Genomic DNA, 16615 nt, shown 5'->3' with positions numbered 1-16615 from the left:
CCTCGGCGGGTTTTTTTACATCTGTATGTCTTCAGTTCACTAACGGGATACGTCGATAAAGCTCAATCATATCGCCCGCCAGATCCTGAATAACCATCGCGTTCATCAGGTGATCCTGAGAGTGAACGGTGATCAGGTTAACCGGAAGTTTCCCGGTCCCTTCATCAAGACCGATAAGCTGCGTCTGGATCGTATGCGCATGTTTCACATATTCACGCGATTCTTCCATCGCTTTCTCGGCTTCATCAAAGTCGCCTTTTCGCGCCATCTGTAACGCCGTCAGGGCCGCGCTGCGCGCTGCGCCTGCGTTGACCAGCAGTTCCATAATCGTGGTTTCTAAGTCTTCCATTATGACTCCAGAAGTTTGAGCGCTTTTTCCAGTACGGCATCACCTTTCATCATGCCGTAATCCATCATGTCGATGACCGCAACCTTTTTTCCGAGCGGATCGGCCTGCGCCTGGAGTTTTGCCTGTTCGTATTTAACCTGTGGCCCCAGTAATACGATATCAGCCGTCGCGATGTTATCTTTAAACTCCGCGACCGGAACGGCTTTAATGGTTACTTCGACTCCTTTTTTCTGCGCGGCATCTTTCATACGTTGAACCAGCATGCTGGTTGACATTCCCGCTGCACAGCATAAAACGATGTTCTTCATAGTCAGCCTCGATCTACATGTGTTTATTGATAATTATCCCGTGCAGACCGCTTCAACAACCGCTTTACCGCGATTGTGTGTCAGGCATCACAAAGAAATCGGCATTTTTCTGAAACCGGTTACAATTTTACAGCGGAGAGCATTCTGCCCGTCAGATCGGGCAGAATTTGAGGAAGGGTATTATCGGCTGGCCGTGCTTACGATGCGGTTTTTACCCTGTTGTTTAGCGGTATACAGCGCTTCATCTACGCTACCGATAAATTGTTCCAGCGGTTCGAAGTGCCACTCTCCCATCCCGGCGCTGAAGGTCACTCGCAGGTTCTCTTCCCGCCAGGTCCGCTTTTCAACGGCGGTGCGCCAGGCTTCCAGTAGCGCGTGCGCGGAGTTCATCAGCTCGGCCGGGAATATCACGCCGAACTCTTCTCCACCGTAGCGGTAAACGGAAACCTGGTGCGGCTGCATGATCTGAATACCTTCCCGCGCCACGTTGCGCAGCACAATATCCCCGCTCAGGTGGCCCCAGGTGTCGTTAATGGATTTGAAGTTATCGATGTCGATCAGCGCCAGAACGAAGGGTTGATGAGCGGTCAGCAGCTCATCCACATCGTTATCGAACGCACGGCGATTTTTGCAGCCTGTCAGCGCATCATGGGTGGCCTGACGGACATAGGCCAGCTCGCGTTCTTTATTGGTTCGAATGGTATGGCTGAGCATCGCCTCAAGGCGTGGTGCCTGGTTGACGTCGCCGGTTTTGATGGCGTTGATAATGTTCATCAGCACAGAACGCGAGGCATGACGAAGGTAAAGCCCGAACAAAATGATGATGATTGCCGCCAGCGCAAATCCCCAGCCGACGACGGTGGTTTCATGCCGGGTGATGACGGTAAGCGTGGTATCGGAGACCCGATAAATTACAAACCAGTCCGGATTGGTGAAAGAGTAGTAGTAATACCAGGTTTTACTTTTGGGGTCGAAAAGATGGCCTTCGCCGCTGGTCATTTTGTCCATCAGCGCTTCGCTTACGTACTGCTTAAAGAGCGCCCCCGTGTCCGGATGCAGCACAACGGCGCCGTCACGCTCCACGACAAAAAACTCACCCTGAACCGGCGCCACCATCTGGCGCAGGGTATACCCCATGGACGTTAAATCAAGATGGAAAGCGAGCGTGCCCTTCAGACGGCCTTCCGGTGAAATGACCGGCTTATAAAGAGTGACCGTAGGATGTTGGGTGAAATAGTCCAGATAGGGGCGGGTGTAGTGAGGAAAGTTGCTGGCTTCCGCTTGCCCGACAAACCATGGGCGGGTTCTGGCGTCGAAAGACTTACTTTTCTCCGTTGGCAGCACTTCCGGCGCGCGCAGATGGCGCCCTTCTGTGTCCGCCAGAGAGATAGAGGACACCGTCGGCATCAGGTTCTGCAAATGCATCAACATCTGCAAACCGTGTGTCGGATCGATATTTATTGTCTGATTTACTCTGTCGTTACGGGCGAAGTACATCGCAGCGCGACCAAGAATATAGTCATTTTCTCGCAGGATGGATTCGGTATAGTTCACCGCCAGATTATGGGTGAAATTACCATTAATTTTATGATAATCCTCAAGAAAATCCTTTCTCTGTGAAAGGATGACCAGGACGGCGATCAGCGCGAAACTGAACAGGATCCCCGCGAAGCTGACCATAATTGGCCGGGTAAAAGAGAGCTTTTTACTGTGGAGTGCCATGAGTTGTACATCAATCCAGATGGTAGACGCGTTGCGTCTGTCGATACCCTCAGCATAGTCGCTGTCCGGTTGCTGGTAGTAAATTATACAGAAGGCGATTACCGACGAGATGATTTATCTTAAGCGTAGATAAGAAACGACGTATTTATTGTATCAATTGAATTTTGTTTAAGAGGCGGAGGGCAGGGCGAAACGAGGAAGAAGCATTTTCACCCTGGTCAGCGTCCGTTGCTGACGTGGTTAAGCATAAGAAAACCGGGCAGATCGCCTCAATCGCCCGGTTATGATCTTACGAGCCGCCTCGTAACCTTTTCGCATTTTTGCAGACAGTTTCAGCGCTAATGCGAGGCTCTTCCCAGCCAGCTATCCCAGTCTTTCCACACCGGCTGTAGCCCCTGTGCAGTCAGGGCTTCCGCCACCGCTTCGGGCCGTCGGCCGTCGTGCGGTGCAAACTGTTCCAGTTCCGGGTGATCGTCCGCGTAACCGCCCGGCTGCGTTTTGGAAAAGGCGCTGACGTTATTGATCGCCAGCGGGATCGCGCGGTCGCGAAACGCGGGGGATTCACGCGTGGAGAGCGACAATTCCACTTCCGGCGCGAACAGGCGAAATGCACACAGGGTTTGCACCAGCTGGCGCTCATCCATCAGCGAGGCGGGTTCAACGCCTCCCGTACAGGGACGCAGTCGCGGGAAAGAGATGGAATAGCGGCTTTGCCAGTACTGCTGCTGTAGCCACAGCAGATGCTCCGCCACCATATAGCAGTCCACCCGCCAGCTGTCGGACAGACCGATAAGCGCGCCCAGCCCAATTTTATCGATACCGGCGCGCCCCAGCCTGTCCGGCGTTTCCAGCCGAAAGATGAAATCCTGCTTCTTCCCTTTCAGGTGATGCCGGGCATAGGTCGCCTCATGGTAGGTTTCCTGATAAACCATTACGCCGTCCAGCCCGAGGGTTTTCAGCTCTGCATATTCCTCCTGCGACAGAGGCTGCACTTCCATTTGCAACGAGGCAAATTCGCGGCGGATGGCCGGAAGATGCTGGCGAAAATAGTCCATCCCCACTTTGCCCTGATGTTCACCCGTCACCAGCAGGAGATGTTCAAAACCCATCTCACGAATAGCCGCACACTCGCGGGCGATCTCATGCTCATCCAGCGTTTTACGCTTAATACGGTTGCTCATGGAGAAGCCACAATAGGTGCAGTCGTTGGCGCACAGGTTAGAAAGATAGAGCGGCACGTAAAAGCTCACCGTGTTGCCAAAGCGCTGGCGGGTGAGGCGTTGCGCGCGCTGGGCCATCGGTTCAAGGTACGCGCTGGCTGCCGGAGAAAGCAGGGCCATCAAATCCTCGCGGGTCAAATGCCGGGCTGTTAATGCCCGCTCTACGTCCGCAGAGGTTTTACTGTTGATGCGTAAGGCAATATCGTCCCAGTTAAGCTGACGCCAGCGATCGGTAAAGGTAGCCATCAGAGCGCCTCCAGAAAATCGGTCAGCGGGCTGGTGGCCTGCGCCTGAACACTGCGCGAGCCGGGGCCGGACTGCCGAGCCAGCAGACCGGACTCCACGGCAAGGCGGAACGCACGCGCCATCATCACCGGGTCGTCGGCCACCGCAATCGCGGTATTGACCAGCACCGCATCGGCCCCTATCTCCAGCGCCTGCGCGGCGTGACTGGGTACGCCGATGCCCGCATCCACCACCACGGGCACGGTCGCCTGCTCGATGATGATCTCCAGCATCGCCCGGGTCTCCAGTCCCTGGTTGGAGCCAATGGGCGCCCCTAGCGGCATTACAGCCGCGCAGCCGACCTCTTCCAGACGCTTGCACAGCACAGGATCGGCACCACAGTAGGGCAGAACGGTAAACCCCTGCTGCACCAGCTTTTCTGCCGCTTTCAGGGTTTCGATCGGATCGGGCAACAGCCAGCGGGCGTCCGGATGAATTTCCAGCTTCAGCCAGCGGGTGCCGAGCGCTTCCCGCGCCAGTTGCGCAGCGAAAATTGCTTCCTCGGCCGTTTTCGCACCGGAGGTATTCGGTAAGAGCGTCACGCCTGCCTCCAGTAACGGCGCAAGTATGGCATCGTTGTGCTGACGCAAATCCACGCGCTTCATCGCCAGCGTCACCAGCTGGCTGCCGCTTTCACGAATGGCATCCACCATCAGTTGCGGGGAGGCGAATTTTCCGGTTCCGGTAAACAGATGTGAATCAAAGACTTTGTCGGCAATACGTAACATCTCAGCCCCCTGCGATAACCTGAAACAGCAGGATCTGGTCGCCCTCATTGACCTGCTGATGTTCCCACCGCTCGCGCGGCAGGATCTGTTGATTGAGCGCCAGCGCCGTTCCCGGCTTCAGCTGGCGCAGCATGTCGAGCAGGGCGGCAACGGTGAGATCGTCGTCGCACGTCATCGGCTCATCGTTAAACAGAATGCGCATTGCGGCCTCCGCATACCGGGCAGTGGCTGGCACGGTTTAACGCCAGATGACGCCAGCCGCTAGAGCGGGCGTCGAACAGCCGCAGCGTGTTGCGTTCTGTCACCATGCCGCTGAGCAACTTGATGGCCTCCAGCGCCTGAAGAGTACCCATCACGCCCACCACCGGGCCCAGAATGCCTGCCGTGCGGCAGTTACGCTCCGGTTCAGCCTCGTCCGGCCACAGGCAGCGGTAGCAGCCCTGTGCCCACGGCGGCGTAAGCACCATTATTTGCCCACCGAAACCGACCGCGCTGGCGGTGATCAGCGGCGTGTTCTGCGCAACACAGGCCGCGTTGATGGCCTGACGTGTCGCCATATTGTCCGTACAGTCCAGCACCACGTCGGCAAGGGCCACTTCGCGTTGCAGATATTCCCCGCTCAGCCGCGTCTGGAGTGCGACCAGTTCGATATCGGGGTTAAGCTGGTTCAGCCGCTGGCGCGTAACGTGCGCTTTAGGCTGGTTGATATCTTCTGTCGTAAAGAGAATTTGCCGTTGCAGATTGCTGAGATGTACCTCGTCGTCATCGGCCAGCACCAGCGTGCCCACGCCCGCGCCGGCCAGATACAGCGCGGCGGGGGTGCCTAATCCGCCCAGACCGACAATCAGTACCCGGCTGGCGAGCAGCTTTTGCTGCCCCTCGATGGCGATATCCTCCAGCAGGATCTGGCGGCTGTAACGCATAAAATCACGATCTTTCATCACCTGCTCCTGCCAGTTGTAAAAGCTGCGCGGTGGCGGCCTGCCAGTCTGCCGCCTGGGTGATAGCGCTGACGACGGCGATACTGCCGACGCCGGTCTCCAGCACCGCGGGCGCACGTTCAAGACTGATCCCGCCGATGGCGACGGTGGGGTAATCGGCAAGGCGCTTAACGTGGGCCGCCAGCTGCGTCAAACCCTGTGGAGCGGACGGCATCTGTTTGGTTTGCGTTGGGAAAACGTGCCCGAGCGCGATGTAAGAGGGGCGGGCCGCCAGCGCCACGTTGATCTCCATATCATCGTGGGTAGAAACGCCCAGCCGCAGACCGGCGTCACGGATCGCGTTGAGATCGGTCGTTTCCAGATCTTCCTGTCCCAGATGCACGCCGTACGCCTGGTGTTTAACCGCCAGCCGCCAGTAGTCGTTGATAAACAGGCGGGCGTGGTAGCGACGTCCCAGCGCGATAGCGGCGATCACGTCGGCCTCCACCTCTTCATCGCGTTTATCCTTGATGCGTAGCTGGAGGGTGCGAACGCCAGCTTCCAGCAGGCGGGCGATCCACTCCACGCTGTCCACCACCGGGTAAAGCCCTAAGCGGAAGGGCACGGAGGGGAAATCGGGCTGGTACATTACGCCTCCTCCTTTTTGAGGTAGATTTCGCCGCCTTTCGCGCGGAAGGTTTCCGACATGTCCGCCATGCCGACTTCAATGGTCTGCGCGGCGGCGTAATCGCGTACTTCCTGGCTGATCTTCATCGAGCAGAATTTAGGTCCGCACATGGAGCAGAAGTGCGCAACTTTGCCCGATTCCTGCGGCAGGGTTTCGTCGTGATAGGCGCGGGCGGTGAACGGATCGAGGGCCAGGTTAAACTGGTCTTCCCAGCGGAATTCAAAGCGCGCTTTGGACATGGCGTTGTCGCGAATTTGCGCGCCCGGATGGCCTTTCGCCAGATCCGCCGCGTGGGCGGCAATCTTGTAGGTGATCAGCCCCTGCTTCACGTCCTCTTTGTTTGGCAGCCCGAGGTGCTCTTTCGGCGTCACGTAGCAGAGCATGGCGCAGCCGAACCAGCCGATCATCGCCGCGCCAATGCCTGACGTGAAGTGGTCGTAGCCCGGCGCAATATCGGTGGTCAACGGCCCCAGGGTGTAGAACGGTGCTTCGTGGCAGTGCTCCAGCTCCTCGGTCATGTTGCGACGGATCATCTGCATCGGCACATGGCCCGGGCCTTCAATCATCACCTGCACGTCGTACTCCCAGGCGATTTTGGTCAGCTCGCCCAGCGTGTGCAGCTCGGCAAACTGCGCCTCGTCGTTAGCATCGCGGATGGAGCCAGGACGCAGGCCGTCGCCCAGCGACAGGGAGACGTCGTACGCGGCGCAAATTTCGCAGATTTCGCGGAAGTGTTCGTAGAGGAAGTTTTCCTGATGATGGGAAAGGCACCATTTAGCCATAATCGAACCGCCGCGTGAGACGATACCGGTCAGACGTTTCGCCGTCATCGGCACGTAGCGCAGCAGCACGCCCGCGTGGATGGTGAAGTAGTCCACGCCCTGCTCGGCCTGCTCCAGCAGCGTGTCGCGGAACGCTTCCCAGGTGAGGTTTTCGGCGATGCCGTTGACCTTCTCCAGCGCCTGATAAATCGGGACGGTGCCAATCGGCACCGGGCTGTTACGCAGGATCCACTCGCGGGTCTCATGAATATAGCGGCCAGTGGAAAGGTCCATCACCGTGTCCGCGCCCCAGCGCGTCGACCAGACCAGCTTTTCCACCTCTTCTTCGATGGATGACGTCACCGCTGAGTTGCCGATGTTGGCGTTGACCTTCACCAGGAAGTTGCGGCCGATAATCATCGGCTCGGATTCCGGGTGGTTGATGTTGGCGGGGATAATGGCGCGCCCGGCGGCCACTTCGTCACGCACAAATTCCGGCGTGATGTTTTCCGGCAGGCGAGCGCCAAACCCTTCACCAGGATGCTGGTGGCGCAGCACTTCGCTGCGGATGCGCTCACGGCCCATGTTTTCGCGGATGGCGATGAACTCCATCTCCGGCGTGACGATACCCTGGCGCGCGTAGTGCAGCTGGGTGACGCATTTGCCCGCTTTAGCGCGTTTCGGCGTCAGCAGGCCGGTAAAGCGCAGCTCGTCCAGACCGTCGTCGGCCAGGCGCGCGTTGGTATACGCCGAGCTGCGCACGCTCAGTTCTTCGCAGTCGTTACGGGCGTCAATCCACGGCTGGCGCAGTTTTGCCAGACCCTGCTGTACGTTGATAGCAACAGAAGGGTCGCCGTACGGGCCGGAGGTGTCATACACCGGCACGGCTTCGTTATCTTCAAACTGCGGGTTTTCTTTGCTGCCGCCGATAAGCGTCGGGCTGAGCTGGATTTCGCGCATCGGCACGCGGATATCAGCCTGTGAACCGGTGATGTAGATGCGCGTTGAGTTCGGGAAAGCGGTGCCTTCCAGGGTGTCGATGAAGCGTTGTGCGTGTTCGCGCTGTTCGCGGCGGGTCAGTTTTGTTGTAGACATAGCTCATTCCAGATGTGAAGGACATGGCTTGTCAGACGACGGATGAAGCAAGAGAAGATCGCCTCAGGGGCGATACAACAGCAGTGTGACTCTTGTTCCCTTCGCAGGTATTAACCTGATCAGGTTCCGCGGATCCCGAATTAACGGTCTCAGCCCGTGCTTTCACACTGGGCACTCCGACAAGAAAAATCCCCCTCGTGAGAGGGGCGAATGGTTGTAAATTACTCGTTAACGATTAAGAACTCAAGCAGGGCGCGCAACGTTATCGCTGGTGCTGATATTCAGGTTGTTGTCCAGCACGAGGGCGATGAGCTTGTCTTCCAGCGTGAATCGCTCTTCCAGCGCTTCGCCAAGATCGGAAAGCGCCTGCTGAAACTCAAGATAGTTATCGTGATCGATAGCGTTCTCTAGCGTGGAATCGTAGTAGTCCATTATCTGCTGGGTGTTGGCTTCCAGCAGCGGACAGAGTTTGCTGGCCGCTAAATACGGCGTTGTCCCTTCCATTTCGCGGATAATGCGTTCATAAAGGTTGAAATGGCCGTCGGAGAGGTAGTCGACCAGGCTCTGACAGAAGTCGTCCAGCGCTTTTTCATTCAGCCGCATAAAGGATTCTTTGCCAGGCTTAAGACCAACCAGATTGTAATACGCCACGAGTAGATGCTTGCGCACATGTAGCCAGCGATCCACCAGGGTGTTACTTCCTCCAACGCGCTCAGTCAGGCTTTCCAGCTGGTTTAACATGGTCGACTCCATAAGGTTTAGAATGGGATCTGCTTATCCAAAATGTAACCATAATGCTAACAACATGTCAGTGAAGCGAAGGTAGTGCAATAGATATGGATCGTATTATTGAAAAATCAGATCTGGGTTGGTGGATCGTCAGTCACGAACAAAAATTATGGCTGCCCGGTGGGGAGATACCCTACGGTGCGGCAGACATCTTCGATCTCGTCGGTCAACCGGCGCTGCGGATCGGCGAGTGGCAGGGCGATCCGGTATGGTTGATCCAACAGGCTCGTCGTCAGGATATGGGATCCGTTCGTCAGGTGTTGGATCTGGACGTCGGCCTGTTCCAGCTGGCGGGGCGCGGCGTGCAGCTGGCGGAGTTTTACCGCTCGCACAAATACTGCGGCTACTGCGGCCACACCATGCACCCGAGCAAAACCGAGTGGGCAATGCTCTGCGGCCACTGCCGTGAACGCTACTACCCGCAAATCGCACCGTGCATCATTGTCGCCATCCGCCGTGATGATTCCATCCTGCTGGCGCAGCATACCCGCCATCGCAACGGCATTCACACCGTCCTCGCCGGGTTCGTGGAAGTCGGCGAAACGCTGGAACAGGCGGTGGCGCGCGAGGTGATGGAGGAGAGCGGCATTAAGGTGAAAAACCTGCGCTATGTGACGTCGCAGCCGTGGCCGTTCCCGATGTCCCTGATGACCGCGTTTATGGCGGAATACGACAGCGGCGAGATTGTTATCGATCAGAAAGAGCTGCTGGAGGCGAACTGGTATCGCTACGACGATTTACCGCTGCTGCCCCCACCGGGAACGGTGGCGCGTCGCCTGATAGAAGATACCGTGGCAATGTGTCGGGCCGAGTATGAGTAGTGTTACACTGACGGACTGACGCAATAAGGAACTGCAAAATGACCGAACTGAAGAACGATCGTTATCTGCGTGCGCTGCTGCGCCAGCCCGTTGATGTCACCCCGGTGTGGATGATGCGCCAGGCGGGACGCTATCTGCCAGAGTACAAAGCCACGCGCGCGCAGGCAGGCGATTTTATGTCGCTGTGCAAAAACGCCGAGCTGGCCTGTGAAGTGACGCTCCAGCCGCTGCGCCGCTTCCCGCTCGATGCCGCCATTCTTTTTTCGGACATTCTCACCATTCCGGATGCGATGGGCCTTGGGCTCTATTTCGAAACCGGAGAAGGCCCGCGTTTTACCTCTCCGATCAAAAGCAAAGCCGACGTTGATAAGCTGCCGATCCCCGATCCTGAAGGCGAGCTGGGCTATGTGATGAACGCCGTGCGCACCATTCGCCGCGAACTGAAAGGCGACGTGCCGCTGATTGGCTTCTCCGGTAGTCCGTGGACGCTGGCCACCTACATGGTGGAAGGCGGCAGCAGCAAAGCCTTTACCGTCATCAAAAAGATGATGTACGCCGAGCCGCTGGCCCTGCATGCCCTGCTCGACAAGCTGGCGAAGAGCGTCACGCTCTATCTCAACGCGCAGATTAAAGCGGGCGCGCAGTCGGTGATGATTTTCGACACCTGGGGCGGCGTGCTGACCGGACGTGATTATCAGCAGTTCTCCCTGTACTACATGCACAAAATTGTCGATGGCCTGCTGCGTGAAAACGAAGGCCGTCGCGTGCCGGTGACGCTGTTTACCAAAGGCGGCGGTCAGTGGCTGGAAGCGATGGCGGCCACCGGCTGCGACGCGCTGGGCCTCGACTGGACCACCGATATTGCCGATGCGCGCCGTCGCGTGGGGGACAAAGTGGCGCTCCAGGGCAACATGGATCCGTCCATGCTCTATGCGCAGCCTGCCCGTATCGAAGAAGAAGTGTCGACTATACTGTCTGGTTTCGGCCAGGGCGAAGGCCACGTCTTCAACCTCGGTCACGGTATTCATCAGGATGTACCGCCAGAACACGCTGGCGTATTTGTGGAGGCGGTGCATCGGCTTTCTGCCCAGTATCATAAGTAAGGAGTGGTTATGGATCTCGCGTCGCTACGCGCTCAGCAAATCGAACTGGCTTCATCAGTGATCCGCGAGGATCGTCTGGATACGGACCCTCCGCGGTACATTGGCGGGGCGGACGTCGGATTTGAGCAGGGTGGTGAAGTGACGCGAGCGGCGATGGTGGTGCTGAAATACCCTTCGCTGGAGCTGGTGGAGTACAAAGTGGCGCGTATCGCCACCACCATGCCCTATATCCCCGGCTTTCTCTCCTTCCGCGAATATCCCGCGCTGCTGGCCGCGTGGGAGCAACTCTCGCAAAAACCCGATCTACTGTTTGTTGATGGGCATGGTATCTCCCATCCGCGTCGCTTAGGCGTCGCCAGCCACTTTGGTCTGCTGGTGGACGTGCCGACCATCGGCGTAGCGAAAAAACGCCTGTGCGGCGCGTTTGAGCCGCTCTCTGCCGAACCGGGCGCACTGGCGCCGCTTATCCATAAAGGCGAGCAGCTGGCGTGGGTCTGGCGCAGTAAAGCGCGCTGCAACCCGTTGTTTATCGCCACCGGGCATCGGGTCAGCATGGATAGCGCACTGGCGTGGGTGCAACGCTGTATGAAGGGCTACCGTTTACCTGAGCCAACCCGCTGGGCTGACGCCGTGGCCTCTTCACGTCCGGCATTCATTCGTTGGCAGGAAATTCAGCCGTGATTCAGGTAAACTGCGGCTAATTTTCGATTCGAGACATCATCATGTTACAAAACCCGATTCATCTGCGCCTTGAGAAGCTGGAAAGCTGGCAGCACGTGACGTTTATGGCTTGCCTGTGCGAGCGCATGTATCCCAACTATGCCGCGTTCTGCAAGCAGACGGCGTTTGGCGAAGGCCAGATTTATCGTCGTATCCTGGATTTAATCTGGGAGACGCTGACGGTCAAAGATGCGAAGGTAAATTTTGACTCTCAGCTCGAAAAGCTGGAAGAGGCTATTCCGGCTGCGGATGATTTCGACCTGTATGGCGTCTACCCGGCCATTGATGCCTGTGTGGCGTTGAGCGAGCTGATCCACTCCCGTCTGAGCGGTGAAACCCTGGAACACGCCATTGAAGTCAGTAAGGCATCCATTACCACCGTTGCGATGCTGGAAATGACCCAGGAAGGCCGTGAAATGACCGACGAGGAGCTGCGTGCTAACCCGGCGGTTGAACAGGAATGGGATATTCAGTGGGAAATTTTCCGTCTGCTGGCGGAGTGTGAAGAACGTGATATTGAGCTGATCAAAGGGCTTCGCGCGGACCTTCGCGAGGCTGGTGAGAGCAATATTGGTATAATTTTTAACCAATGAGACAACAAAACGTGATTTAACGCCTGTTTTGTCACTCCTCGACTCTTCCCTTTCGCCCCCCGTCTGGTCTACATTTGGGGGGCGAAAAAAAGTGGCTATCGGTGCGTGTATGCAGGAGAGTGCTTTTTTGGCATTTTCGTCGCACTCGATGCTTAGCAAGCGATAAACACATTGAAAGGATAACTTATGAACAAGACTCAACTGATTGATGTAATTGCGGACAAGGCTGATCTGTCTAAAGTGCAGGCTAAAGCTGCTCTGGAATCTACCCTGGCTGCTATTACTGAGTCTCTGAAAGAAGGCGATGCTGTACAACTGGTTGGTTTCGGTACCTTCAAAGTGAACCACCGCGCTGAGCGTACTGGCCGCAACCCGCAGACCGGTAAAGAAATCAAAATCGCCGCAGCTAACGTGCCGGCATTTGTTTCTGGTAAAGCACTGAAAGACGCAGTTAAGTAAGACGCGTGGCAGTGAACAGTTTTAACGAAGGGGCGGCAACGCCCCTTTTGTCATTCTGGCGTGGAACACTCGCGCTGGCAGGCGTACTGTTGCTGTCTGCCTGTAGCCATGATTCCTCACTCCCCCCGTTTACCGCCAGCGGCTATGCTGACAACCAGGGTGCGGTCAGGATCTGGCGCAAAGATTCCAGCGATGAAGTCCATATGCTCACCGCATTCAGCCCGTGGCATAACGGCAACACCTCGACCGCAGAATACCGCTGGCAGGGCGATGCGCTGTCGCTCATTGAACTGAATATCTACAGTAAGACTCCCGAACACGTGAAGGTGCGTTTCGACGACCACGGCGAGCTGAGCTTTATGCAGCATGAGGTCAGTGGACTGAAACAGCAGCTTTCCAGCGATCAGGTCGCTCTCTACCGCTACCGTGCTGAACAACTCCGCCAGACCAGCGATGCGCTGCGTCAGGGCCGCGTGGTGCTGCGCCAGGGGCGCTGGCATGCCGACGGCACGGTGACCACCTGCGAAGGGCAGACGGTGAAGCCTGAGCTTGAATCCTGGGCAACCGAACACATTCAGCGTCGTCAGCGGCATTCATCTGTGGAGGTGAGTGTGGCATGGCTGGAAGCGCCGGAAGGCTCTCAGCTGTTGCTGGTGGCGAATGAAGATTTCTGCACCTGGCAGCCGACAGAGAAGAGTTTCTGACGTAAATCCCCTCTCCCTTGAGGGAGAGGGTTAGGGTGAGGGGGAAATTACTCTCCCTGCTCCCGCGCAATGGCACGATAGCCGATATCCTGGCGGCTGAAGCTGCCATTCCAGTGAATATCCGCCATCAGCGCATAGGCGCGCTTCTGCGCCTCTGCCACGGTCTGGCCCAGCGCGGTCGCACACAGCACGCGACCGCCGTTGGTGAGCACGCGGTCGTCGTCAGAGAGCTTTGTACCGGCGTGGAACACCTTCGCACCGTCAATCTCTTCCAGCGGCAGGCCGTGGATCTCATCTCCGGTGTTGTAGCTACCCGGATAGCCACCCGCAGCAATCACCACACCTAAAGAGGCTCGCTCGTCCCACTCGGAAGTTTTCTCGTCCAGCTTGCCTTCGCACGCCGCCAGACACAGATCAACCAGATCGGACTTCATGCGCAGCATGATCGGCTGGGTTTCCGGATCGCCGAAGCGGCAGTTGAATTCAATCACCTTCGGGTTACCCTGCTTGTCGATCATCAGGCCTGCGTAAAGGAAACCGGTGTAGGTATTGCCTTCCGCAGCCATCCCCTTCACGGTTGGCCAGATGATGCGGTCCATGGTGCGCTGGTGTACTTCGTCAGTGACCACCGGAGCAGGGGAGTAAGCTCCCATCCCGCCGGTGTTTGGCCCCGTGTCGGCATTGCCTACGCGCTTGTGATCCTGGCTGGTCGCCATCGGCAGAACGTGCTCGCCGTCAACCATCACGATAAAGCTCGCTTCTTCGCCGTCGAGGAACTCTTCAATCACGATGCGGTGGCCCGCGTCGCCAAAGGCGTTACCCGCCAGCATATCCTGCACGGCGGCTTCCGCTTCTTCGAGGGTCATCGCCACGATAACGCCTTTCCCGGCAGCCAGGCCGTCGGCTTTGATCACAATCGGCGCGCCTTTTTCACGCAGGTAAGCCAGAGCAGGCTCTACCTCGGTGAAGTTCTGATATTCCGCCGTCGGGATGTTATGACGCGCGAGAAAATCTTTGGTGAAGGCTTTTGAGCCTTCCAGCTGCGCAGCCCCTTCCGTTGGGCCGAAAATTTTCAGGCCCGCGGCGCGGAAGGCATCTACAACGCCGATCACCAGCGGTGCTTCCGGGCCAACAATCGTCAGATCGATATTCTCGTTTTGGGCAAAGCTCAGCAGCGCCGGGATGTCGGTTACGCCGATGGCGACGTTCTGTAGTGCGGGCTCCAGCGCGGTCCCGGCGTTACCCGGTGCCACAAAGACGGTTTCAACCTGCGGAGACTGCGCTGCTTTCCACGCCAGGGCGTGCTCGCGCCCGCCGTTACCAATCACTAATACTTTCATTTTCTGCTCCGGGGATTAATGGCGGAAGTGGCGCATGTCGGTGAAGATCATTGCGATGCCATGCTCGTCGGCAGCGGCAATCACTTCGTCATCACGGATTGAACCGCCAGGCTGGATCACACAGGTGATGCCCACAGCAGCGGCCGCGTCGATACCGTCGCGGAACGGGAAGAAGGCGTCAGAGGCCATGGCGGAACCTTTGACTTCCAGACCTTCGTCACCTGCTTTAATACCCGCGATTTTCGCAGAGTAAACGCGGCTCATCTGGCCTGCGCCTATTCCGATGGTCATGTTCTCTTTGGCGTAGACGATGGCGTTGGATTTCACAAACTTCGCCACTTTCCAGCAGAACAGCGCGTCACGCAGTTCCTGCTCGGTTGGCTGACGTTTGGTGACGACACGCAGATCGGCTTCGCCCACCATACCCAGATCGCGGTCCTGAACCAGCAGCCCGCCGTTCACGCGCTTGAAGTCCAGGCCTGGAACGCGCTCTGCCCACTGGCCGCAAACCAGTACGCGCACGTTCTGTTTCGCCGCGGTGATTTTCAGCGCCTCTTCGGATGCTGATGGCGCGATGATCACTTCGACAAACTGACGGGAGATGATGGCCTGCGCGGTTTCCGCATCCAGCTCGCGGTTGAAGGCGATAATGCCGCCGAACGCGGAGGTCGGGTCGGTTTTGTAGGCGCGATCGTAAGCTTCCAGAATAGACGCACTTACCGCAACGCCGCATGGGTTGGCGTGCTTGACGATAACGCAGGCTGGCTCGCTGAACTCTTTCACGCATTCCAGCGCGGCGTCGGTATCGGCAATGTTGTTATAGGAGAGGGCTTTGCCCTGTACCTGCTGGGCAGTCGCTACAGAGGCTTCTTTTACCTCTTCTTCTATATAGAAGGCAGCCTGCTGGTGGCTGTTCTCGCCGTAACGCATATCCTGCTTCTTAATGAAGTTCAGATTCAGGGTGCGCGGGAAGCGGCCAGAAGGATCTTTGCTTTCACCGTGGTAGGCAGGTACCAGGCTACCGAAGTAGTTGGCGATCATGCTGTCGCAGGCGGCGGTATGCTCGAAGGCTTTGATGGCGAGATCGAAACGCGTTTCAAGCGTCAGGGACCCTTCGTTGGCATCCATCTCATTAATAATGGCGTTGTAGTCACTGCTCTTTACCACGATGGCTACATCTTTATGGTTCTTGGCTGCGGAGCGCACCATGGTCGGGCCGCCGATGTCGATATTCTCAACAGCGTCTTCCAGAGAACAGCCTTCGCGGGCAACGGTCTGGGCGAACGGGTAGAGGTTAACAACCACCATGTCGATGGGGGCAATATTGTGCTGCTCCATAATGCCGTCGTCCTGACCGCGACGGCCCAGAATACCGCCGTGCACTTTCGGGTGCAGGGTTTTGAGGCGTCCATCCATCATTTCCGGGAAACCGGTGTAATCGGACACTTCGGTTACCGGCAGACCTTTATCTGCTAACAGGCGAGCGGTACCGCCTGTAGAAAGCAGCTCTACGCCACGTGCAGAAAGTGCCTGAGCGAATTCGACGATACCGGCTTTATCAGAAACACTGAGCAGAGCGCGGCGGACTGGACGACGTTGTTGCATGGTAAATCCCCTGGATTTCACGATTACAGAGAGCGTTAGATGAATTTTCCTGTGAAAAACTCATCTAACACACCTGACGAGGCATCCTTGTGAAGCGCGAGCATTTTAACGAAAACGTTTGCGCAACGCTCGCACATTTTTACTTTTTCGTATCATTGTGGATAAGTCTGTGTGTAAAAAGGTATAAGGCGGGGTTTTGCTGTGGAATGCAGCAGTCAGTCATTTTTCTGTCATTTAGCGGTTGCGGCCTGCGGAGAACTCCCTATAATGCGCCTCCATCGACACGGCGGATGTGAATCACTTCACAAACAACCCGGTCGGTTGAAGAGAAAAAATCCTGAAATAACGGGTTGACTCTGAAAGAGGAAAGCGTAATATACGCCACCTCGCGACAGAGCGCTGAAG

General features: G+C 57.0%; 18 protein-coding genes and 1 riboswitch. Of the genes, 6 read left to right on the top strand and 12 right to left on the bottom strand.

The window, feature by feature from the left end:
• Positions 1-31: 31 nt before the first annotated feature.
• The 10 genes from ACOTWU_RS23540 to ACOTWU_RS23495 all read right to left on the bottom strand — a co-directional run bounded on the left by ACOTWU_RS23540 (position 32) and on the right by ACOTWU_RS23495 (position 8817).
• Positions 32-349: a PTS lactose/cellobiose transporter subunit IIA gene (locus tag ACOTWU_RS23540; RefSeq protein ID WP_003862327.1), complete on the bottom strand. Its 318-nt coding sequence runs from the start codon at positions 347-349 to the stop codon at positions 32-34.
• Entirely contained in the window at positions 349-657 is a 309-nt protein-coding gene (locus ACOTWU_RS23535; RefSeq protein WP_010425948.1) for a PTS sugar transporter subunit IIB, read from the bottom strand. Before ACOTWU_RS23535 ends, ACOTWU_RS23540 begins: the two co-directional genes overlap by 1 nt.
• Before the next feature lie 180 nt (positions 658-837).
• Positions 838-2379 carry a sensor domain-containing diguanylate cyclase gene (locus ACOTWU_RS23530; RefSeq protein WP_220719789.1) on the bottom strand — a complete coding sequence of 514 codons (1542 nt, stop codon included), beginning with the start codon at positions 2377-2379 and terminating at the stop codon, positions 838-840.
• Positions 2380-2717: 338 nt separating this feature from the next.
• Positions 2718-3845 carry a 2-iminoacetate synthase ThiH gene (gene thiH / locus ACOTWU_RS23525; protein WP_063133332.1) on the bottom strand — a complete coding sequence of 376 codons (1128 nt, stop codon included), beginning with the start codon at positions 3843-3845 and terminating at the stop codon, positions 2718-2720.
• Positions 3845-4612, bottom strand: a complete 768-nt coding sequence (gene thiG, locus ACOTWU_RS23520; RefSeq protein WP_015569972.1) for a thiazole synthase — start codon at positions 4610-4612, stop codon at positions 3845-3847. Before thiG ends, thiH begins: the two co-directional genes overlap by 1 nt.
• Before the next feature lies 1 nt (position 4613).
• Positions 4614-4814, bottom strand: coding sequence for a sulfur carrier protein ThiS (thiS, locus tag ACOTWU_RS23515; RefSeq protein ID WP_015569971.1), 201 nt, complete (start codon positions 4812-4814; stop codon positions 4614-4616).
• Positions 4798-5553 (bottom strand): thiazole biosynthesis adenylyltransferase ThiF, encoded by a 756-nt coding sequence (gene thiF, locus ACOTWU_RS23510; RefSeq protein ID WP_421625799.1) that lies wholly within the window; start codon positions 5551-5553, stop codon positions 4798-4800. Before thiF ends, thiS begins: the two co-directional genes overlap by 17 nt.
• Positions 5540-6181, bottom strand: a complete 642-nt coding sequence (gene thiE / locus ACOTWU_RS23505; RefSeq protein WP_047062493.1) for a thiamine phosphate synthase — start codon at positions 6179-6181, stop codon at positions 5540-5542. The genes thiF and thiE overlap by 14 nt, the downstream gene beginning before the upstream one ends.
• A complete protein-coding gene (thiC, locus tag ACOTWU_RS23500) occupies positions 6181-8076 on the bottom strand; it encodes a phosphomethylpyrimidine synthase ThiC (protein WP_015569968.1) in 1896 nt (631 codons plus the stop codon). Before thiC ends, thiE begins: the two co-directional genes overlap by 1 nt.
• 79 nt (positions 8077-8155) lie before the next feature.
• Positions 8156-8265, bottom strand: a riboswitch (TPP riboswitch).
• Between the two features lie 54 nt (positions 8266-8319).
• Positions 8320-8817, bottom strand: coding sequence for an Rsd/AlgQ family anti-sigma factor (locus ACOTWU_RS23495; protein ID WP_017384077.1), 498 nt, complete (start codon positions 8815-8817; stop codon positions 8320-8322).
• Between the two features lie 95 nt (positions 8818-8912).
• Here ACOTWU_RS23495 and nudC point away from each other — a divergent pair, with 95 nt between their 5' ends.
• From nudC to ACOTWU_RS23465, 6 genes are all read left to right on the top strand, one after another.
• Positions 8913-9686 carry an NAD(+) diphosphatase gene (gene nudC / locus ACOTWU_RS23490; RefSeq protein WP_047052401.1) on the top strand — a complete coding sequence of 258 codons (774 nt, stop codon included), beginning with the start codon at positions 8913-8915 and terminating at the stop codon, positions 9684-9686.
• A gap of 38 nt (positions 9687-9724) precedes the next feature.
• A complete protein-coding gene (gene hemE / locus ACOTWU_RS23485) occupies positions 9725-10789 on the top strand; it encodes a uroporphyrinogen decarboxylase (protein ID WP_022650209.1) in 1065 nt (354 codons plus the stop codon).
• A 9-nt stretch (positions 10790-10798) separates the two neighbouring features.
• Positions 10799-11470, top strand: coding sequence for a deoxyribonuclease V (gene nfi / locus ACOTWU_RS23480; protein ID WP_003862312.1), 672 nt, complete (start codon positions 10799-10801; stop codon positions 11468-11470).
• A gap of 41 nt (positions 11471-11511) precedes the next feature.
• On the top strand, positions 11512-12102 hold the full coding sequence (locus tag ACOTWU_RS23475) for a YjaG family protein (protein WP_003862310.1): 591 nt from the start codon (positions 11512-11514) through the stop codon (positions 12100-12102).
• Between the two features lie 186 nt (positions 12103-12288).
• The gene (gene hupA / locus ACOTWU_RS23470; RefSeq protein WP_002445246.1) at positions 12289-12561 is read left to right on the top strand and encodes a nucleoid-associated protein HU-alpha; all 273 of its coding nucleotides are present in this window, start codon (positions 12289-12291) and stop codon (positions 12559-12561) included.
• Positions 12562-12572: 11 nt separating this feature from the next.
• On the top strand, positions 12573-13265 hold the full coding sequence (locus tag ACOTWU_RS23465) for a DUF1481 domain-containing protein (RefSeq protein WP_017384076.1): 693 nt from the start codon (positions 12573-12575) through the stop codon (positions 13263-13265).
• Positions 13266-13312: 47 nt separating this feature from the next.
• On the opposite strand, the gene purD is transcribed toward ACOTWU_RS23465, so the two are convergent.
• Together purD and purH are read right to left on the bottom strand one after the other, a co-directional pair.
• Positions 13313-14605, bottom strand: coding sequence for a phosphoribosylamine--glycine ligase (gene purD / locus ACOTWU_RS23460; protein ID WP_015569963.1), 1293 nt, complete (start codon positions 14603-14605; stop codon positions 13313-13315).
• A gap of 15 nt (positions 14606-14620) precedes the next feature.
• Positions 14621-16210: a bifunctional phosphoribosylaminoimidazolecarboxamide formyltransferase/IMP cyclohydrolase gene (gene purH, locus ACOTWU_RS23455; protein ID WP_421625798.1), complete on the bottom strand. Its 1590-nt coding sequence runs from the start codon at positions 16208-16210 to the stop codon at positions 14621-14623.
• Between the last annotated feature and the right edge of the window lie 405 nt (positions 16211-16615).

Source organism: Enterobacter cloacae complex sp. GYL001, from assembly GCF_049237125.1.
Lineage (GTDB): Bacteria > Pseudomonadota > Gammaproteobacteria > Enterobacterales > Enterobacteriaceae > Enterobacter > Enterobacter hormaechei_C.
This window is presented reverse-complemented; position numbering and strand designations above follow the sequence as displayed.